The sequence below is a fragment of the Alteromonas sp. AMM-1 genome (assembly GCF_047290655.1).
Classification (GTDB): domain Bacteria; phylum Pseudomonadota; class Gammaproteobacteria; order Enterobacterales; family Alteromonadaceae; genus Alteromonas; species Alteromonas mangrovi.
The window spans coordinates 1-5,843 of the sequence record NZ_JBLBUE010000199.1 but is presented as its reverse complement, the minus strand read 5'-3'; the positions used below and the strand labels follow the sequence as shown (position 1 = coordinate 5,843).

The following is a 5,843-nucleotide window of genomic DNA, read 5'->3' as shown; positions in this document are numbered from 1 at the left end:
ATTCTTCCTGCTTTTTAGCAAGACGCAAACGTTCCTGTTCGGCTTCGTAATCTTCATAAGCCCGCACAATTCGCGCAACCACTGGGTGGCGCACAACATCACCAGCGGTAAAGAAATTAAACGAAATATCGGTTACCGGCTGCAGAACATTGATTGCGTGGCGCAGGCCCGAGCGGACTCCACGTGGCAAATCAACCTGGGTGATATCGCCAGTGATCACTGCTTTGGAGTTAAATCCAATGCGCGTGAGGAACATTTTCATTTGTTCAACCGTGGTATTCTGACTTTCGTCCAGAATGATAAAAGCGTCGTTGAGTGTGCGGCCGCGCATGTAAGCCAGTGGTGCTACTTCAATAACATTGCGCTCCATCAGCTTTTCTACTTTCTCGAATCCCAGCATTTCAAACAGGGCATCGTAGAGCGGACGCAAATACGGATCGACCTTTTGCGATAAATCCCCTGGCAAAAATCCCAGTTTTTCACCGGCTTCAACAGCCGGACGGGTGAGCAGGATGCGACGTATTTCCTGGCGTTCAAGTGCGTCTACCGCACAGGCAACTGCCAGGTAGGTTTTACCGGTACCGGCAGGACCAATACCAAAAGTAATGTCGTGATTAACCACATTGGCTACATATTGAGCCTGGTTGGGATTGCGCGGCTTAATGACGCCGCGCTTGGTTTTGATATTCACTTCTTTACCGTATCGGGCTGAATCATCCCGTTCAAGGCAGCTGGCTTCCTGAATGGCCAGGTGCACCTGTTCGGCAGCCAATGACGGAACATGCCCTTTCACGGGTTGAGTTTCAATGTACAGTAATTTGAGTAATTCACCCGCACCGCGGGTTTGTTGTGGTTCACCGACAATCTTAAAAAAATTGCTACGGTAGGTAATTTCCACGCCCAGACGACGTTCAATTTGCTTAATGTTATCGTCAAACGGACCACACAGACTGGATAGACGTTTGTTGTCTTCCGGCTCTAAAACTACTTCGTTACTTACCAATTTACTCAAGTTTAATCGCTACCTTGTTAATGTGTTGGTTGGAATTGGCTAACGCCAAGCGCATCTGGCTGTTGTGCCTGACGTTTGGCAAGGATACTTTGAGGCGAAACTGCCACTCGTAGCCCCATATCAGCTTCGCGGCGGATCACCTCGCCACGCAGCGAGTTACTGAACACATCAGTAATCTTCACATCCACAAATTCGCCAATCATGTCAGGTGTACCTACAAAGTTCACTACGCGGTTATTCTCGGTACGGCCTTGCAATTCCATAATGTCTTTCTTGGAAGGACCTTCAACCAAAATGCGTTGCTCTGTTCCCATCATATTATGAGCAATGCGAAGCGCTTGCTGGTTAATACGCTGCTGAAGCAAATACAGACGTTGTTTTTTTGTGTCTTCGCTAACGTCATCTACCGCATCTGCCGCCGGTGTGCCGGGGCGGGCGGAATAAATAAAGCTAAAGCTCAGGTCGTAATCGATTGCTTGAATGAGATCCATAGTGGCTTCGAAGTCAGCATCGGTTTCGCCCGGGTAACCAACGATGAAGTCTGAAGACATGCAAATATTCGGGCGCACTTTGCGCAATTTGCGGATTTTAGACTTGTACTCCAATGCTGTGTGGCCGCGCTTCATCATATTCAGAATGCGATCTGAACCACTTTGCACTGGCAAATGCAGGTGATCTACCAGCTCTGGTACGGTTTCATATACCGCAATAATGTCGTCAGTAAATTCAACCGGGTGAGACGTGGTATAACGGATTCGGTCGATACCGTCGATGGCCGCAACCAGTTCCAGTAATTCTGCGAAACGACAGATACTGCCATCGTGATGTTCGCCGCGAAACGCATTTACGTTCTGACCCAGCAGGTTAACTTCGCGTACGCCTTGTTCCGCCAACTGAGCGATTTCCAGCAGCACGTCGTCTACCGGACGACTCACTTCTTCACCACGGGTATAAGGCACTACGCAGAATGTGCAGTATTTGGAACAGCCTTCCATGATGGATACGAATGCTGTTGGCCCTTCTGCGCGCGGCTCTGGCAGGCGGTCGAACTTTTCAATTTCGGGGAAGCTAACATCAACCACCGATTTTTCACCGGCACGAATTTTGTTGATCATTTCAGGCAAGCGATGCAGGGTTTGCGGTCCGAAAACCAGATCGACAAATGGCGCGCGCTGGCGAATGTTATCGCCTTCCTGAGAGGCAACACAACCGCCTACACCAATGATCAGGTCAGGGTTGGTTTTCTTTAGATTTTTCCAGCGGCCTAGCTGGTGGAATACTTTTTCCTGAGCTTTTTCACGAATCGAGCAGGTGTTGAGCAAAATCACATCGGCGTCTTCGGCTTCCTCGGCCAGGGTAAAGCCATGGGTTGCATCAAGCAGATCAGCCATTTTATCCGAGTCATACTCGTTCATTTGGCAGCCCCAGGTTTTGATGTACAGCTTTTTACTCATAACAGTTCGATATTCACGTTTAGGCTGGTACGACAGGCGTTCACAATCGGATTCACCAGGGTAGGCGGGCCGCGGCGCTGTTAAACCAGCATGGTTGTTCAAAATAGCCGCGTATTTTAACCTTTATGCTCGTCGATAGCCAGCTATGCAACCCGGCTTTTTAGGGGTTTGTCGATCCATCACAATTGTGTTTAACGTAATAATGAAAGTCACTGATTCAGCGATTGTTTTATATTACTCTTCACGTCGGCGTTGAGGGCGCTTGATGTCTTCAGGCATAATGGTGAAATCACAAACGGAGTGTTTATGTTTGATTTTTGTATTAACGGCGCAGGAATGGTTGGTGCTGCTACCGCATTAGGGTTGGCTCGCGCAGGCTATTCGGTGGCGTTAATTGAGCAGCGACCGCCCCAAACATTCAGCGCAGAACAACCTCCTGATCTACGCATGTCTGCCATTAGCACCGCGTCGGTTAATCTGTTAACAGAACTTGGCGCCTGGCAGTATATGCAGGCCATGCGCGTTCGGCCTTACCACGGTTTGTCGGTGTGGGAACACCCCGACTGCCGTACCGATTTTCTGGCTCAGGAAGTGGGCCATGAGCTGCTCGGTTATTTTGCAGAGAACCGCATTATTCAGCTGGGTTGCCATGCCGCATTGCGGGCGTACGACAACGTGACCTGGTTTTCACCTGCGCGCATTGAGAAGATTGAGCGTGATGAGGGGCAGGTGGTTCATATCACGCTGGATAATAACTCAACCCTGAGTTGCCAATGGTTGATTGGCGCTGATGGGGCTGAATCGCAGGTAAGGCAGGCGGCAGGGATTGGTATTTCAGGCTGGCAATATAAGCAGCAGGCTATGGGGATTATCGTTGCCTTTGCGCAGCCGGTGGATGGGGTTACCTGGCAGCAGTTTACTCCGCATGGGCCTCGCGCATTATTGCCTATGCATGATAACTTTGCTTCACTTATCTGGTATGACTCGCCTGATGTACTGAACGACTTGAAAAAGCAGTCTAAAGCACAAATAAAAGACAGAATTAAGCAGTATTTTCCGCCTTTGCCTGGGGATTTTGATGTACTTAATTGCGCCGCATTTGCGTTGGTACGCCGGCATGCCAGTAAGTATGTGTTGCCGGGTATTATTCTGGTGGGAGATGCTGCGCATACCATAAATCCTTTAGCGGGGCAGGGTGTAAACCTAGGGTTTAAAGATATTAAATCGCTGCTGGCGGTATTATCGGATAAGCCGGATCTGGCCAGCACGACCTGTATGCAGATGCTACAGGAGGGTTACGAACAACCCAGACAACGCGATAATGCGCTGATGATGGGCGCGATGGATGGATTTTACAGTACCTTCAGTAACGACATTGGGCCGCTGAAATTAGTGCGTAATGGGCTGCTAAAGCTGGCTCATCACAGTGGACCGGTGAAACAACAGGTACTTAAATATGCAATGGGACTCTCATAATGACCGTAATAATTATAATAGGCATCCTGTTTCTGGCGTTGGCTGTTGTTGTGCCGATGCTGGAAAAATCCAATTGGCGGATGAACAGCGAAGAACAAAGTAAGCTGTCGCGCTGGTTATGGCCGTTGCTAATGATATTGCTGGTGGCTCAGTTGATAAAATTAATGATAAGTTGAGCTAACGCGTTATTCAAAAACAATAAAGCCCGCATGTGCGGGCTTTATTGTTAGTGTGTTACCAAATACCGTCTTCGGTTTTGCCCTGGATCTGGCAATCACCGGTTTTGTATTCAGGCAGTTCGCCTTTATCTTTCTTGGCAAAGTAATCTTTACTAATGCTCACAATAGTGGGCGTCATCCATACAATGGCAATAATATTAATGACGGTCATTAAGCCTAATGCCATATCTGCTGCAGCCCACACCTCAGGCAGCGCTGCCATAGAGCCCCAGAAAATCATGATAAGGTAACCGCAGGTATACACGGTGCGACCTGCTTTGTTGTCGAGTTTAAACATGTGAAGGTTGCTTTCGCCGTACGCGTAATTGGCAACTACAGAGGTAAACGAGAAGAAGCAAATAGCGGCTGCGACGAAGTCTGCGCCTCCTTCACCAATGTGGCTGGTCATGGCTGATTGGGTTAAGCGTATGCCTTCCATCTGTTCGCTGCTGCTGCCGCCAGCCAATAAAATGATGAACGCAGTAGCGGTACACAATATCATGGTATCCAGAAACACGCCGAGCATCTGCACATAGCCCTGAGAAACCGGATGATTGGGGTAGGGAGCAGCACTTGCGGCAGCATGGGGCACACTACCTGAGCCTGCTTCGTTGGAGTACAAACCACGCTGAATACCATTTTTTATTGCGGCACCCATGGCCCCCGCGCCAGCTTCCTGTAAGCCAAAGGCCGACTGGATAATATTCCAGAACATGGCGGGTAACTCGGTTAAATTCAGCGCACAAATCAGCAGAGCGGCCAGCACGTAGGTGATGCCCATAAACGGCACAACCCATTCAGCAAACCGGGCAATGCCGCGCAGTCCGCCTACAACAATCAACGCTGCTAATGCAATAATAACCAGGCCAGAATAACTGGTTGGAATATCGTACGCGTTGTTGAGTGCGTCGGTAATAGTGTTGGCCTGAACGGCAGAGAAAATAAAGCCGTATCCCAAAAATAAACACAGAGAAAAGGCGACTGCCAACCAGGTTTTATTGAGACCTTGTTTAATGTAGTAAGCTGGCCCACCGCGATACTCGCCGTTGTCATCTTTTACTTTATACAGCTGACCAAGCACACTTTCGGCAAAACCTGTTGCCATACCAAGAAAGGCGATTACCCACATCCAGAATATACTGCCTGCACCGCCCAGTGAGATTGCAACTGCTACACCTGCAAGGTTCCCCGTACCCACGCGAGCCGATAAACTGGTGCATAACGCCTGAAAAGAGCTGATCCCTTCTTTTGTGCTGGCAGTACTGCCTTTCAAAAGGGTGAACATGTGGCCGAAATGGCGAAGCTGAACACCGCCTAAGCGAACAGTGAACCAGATACCCGCTGCAACCAGCATGTAGATAAGTACCTGACCGTCGCCCCAGAGGATGTTGTTGATAAATGCAACAATGTCGTTGAGCACTGAAATTCCCGTTAGATTACAAAATTATAATTATGTGATGTGGGTATAAGTGTGCCGGTGTTCACGGGGCCTGTAAAGCAAAAACGCCAGTCAAAGACTGGCGTTCTATAATATGGCTGGGGTAGCTGGACTCGAACCAACGGATGGCGGGATCAAAACCCGCTGCCTTACCAACTTGGCTATACCCCAAATGGTGCGGAAGGAGAGACTTGAACTCTCACGCCGTGAAGCACTGGAACCTAAATCCAGCGTGTCTACCAATT

The 5,843-nt window shown here is 49.1% G+C and carries 5 protein-coding genes and 1 tRNA gene; 2 read left to right on the top strand and 4 right to left on the bottom strand.

The features are described 5' to 3' along the window. A partial coding sequence (locus ACLR2L_RS18335) for a PhoH family protein (protein WP_413370242.1) occupies window positions 1-1,012 on the bottom strand: 1,012 nt, incomplete at its 3' end. A 17-nt stretch (window positions 1,013-1,029) separates the two neighbouring features. Next, entirely contained in the window at window positions 1,030-2,466 is a 1,437-nt protein-coding gene (gene miaB, locus ACLR2L_RS18330; protein ID WP_413370240.1) for a tRNA (N6-isopentenyl adenosine(37)-C2)-methylthiotransferase MiaB, read from the bottom strand. Between the two features lie 306 nt (window positions 2,467-2,772). On the opposite strand from miaB, the gene ACLR2L_RS18325 reads away from it, so the two are divergent. Both ACLR2L_RS18325 and ACLR2L_RS18320 read left to right on the top strand, forming a co-directional pair. Further along, on the top strand, window positions 2,773-3,942 hold the full coding sequence (locus ACLR2L_RS18325; protein ID WP_413370238.1) for an FAD-dependent oxidoreductase: 1,170 nt from the start codon (window positions 2,773-2,775) through the stop codon (window positions 3,940-3,942). Next, the gene (locus ACLR2L_RS18320; protein WP_181405046.1) at window positions 3,942-4,118 is read left to right on the top strand and encodes a hypothetical protein; all 177 of its coding nucleotides are present in this window, start codon (window positions 3,942-3,944) and stop codon (window positions 4,116-4,118) included. Before ACLR2L_RS18325 ends, ACLR2L_RS18320 begins: the two co-directional genes overlap by 1 nt. A 58-nt stretch (window positions 4,119-4,176) precedes the next feature. Here ACLR2L_RS18320 and ACLR2L_RS18315 read toward each other — a convergent pair whose 3' ends face one another. Continuing rightward, window positions 4,177-5,580, bottom strand: a complete 1,404-nt coding sequence (locus tag ACLR2L_RS18315; RefSeq protein WP_140956485.1) for an alanine/glycine:cation symporter family protein — start codon at window positions 5,578-5,580, stop codon at window positions 4,177-4,179. 113 nt (window positions 5,581-5,693) lie between these two features. Next, window positions 5,694-5,769 (bottom strand) — tRNA-Gln (locus ACLR2L_RS18310). Window positions 5,770-5,843: the final 74 nt, after the last annotated feature.

Coding starts and splice junctions, on each gene's coding strand:
- ACLR2L_RS18325 (WP_413370238.1), top strand. CDS start 2,773: ATGTTTGATTTTTGTATTAACGGCGCAGGAATGGTTGGTGCTGCTACC.
- ACLR2L_RS18320 (WP_181405046.1), top strand. CDS start 3,942: ATGACCGTAATAATTATAATAGGCATCCTGTTTCTGGCGTTGGCTGTT.
- miaB (WP_413370240.1), bottom strand. CDS start 2,466: ATGAGTAAAAAGCTGTACATCAAAACCTGGGGCTGCCAAATGAACGAG.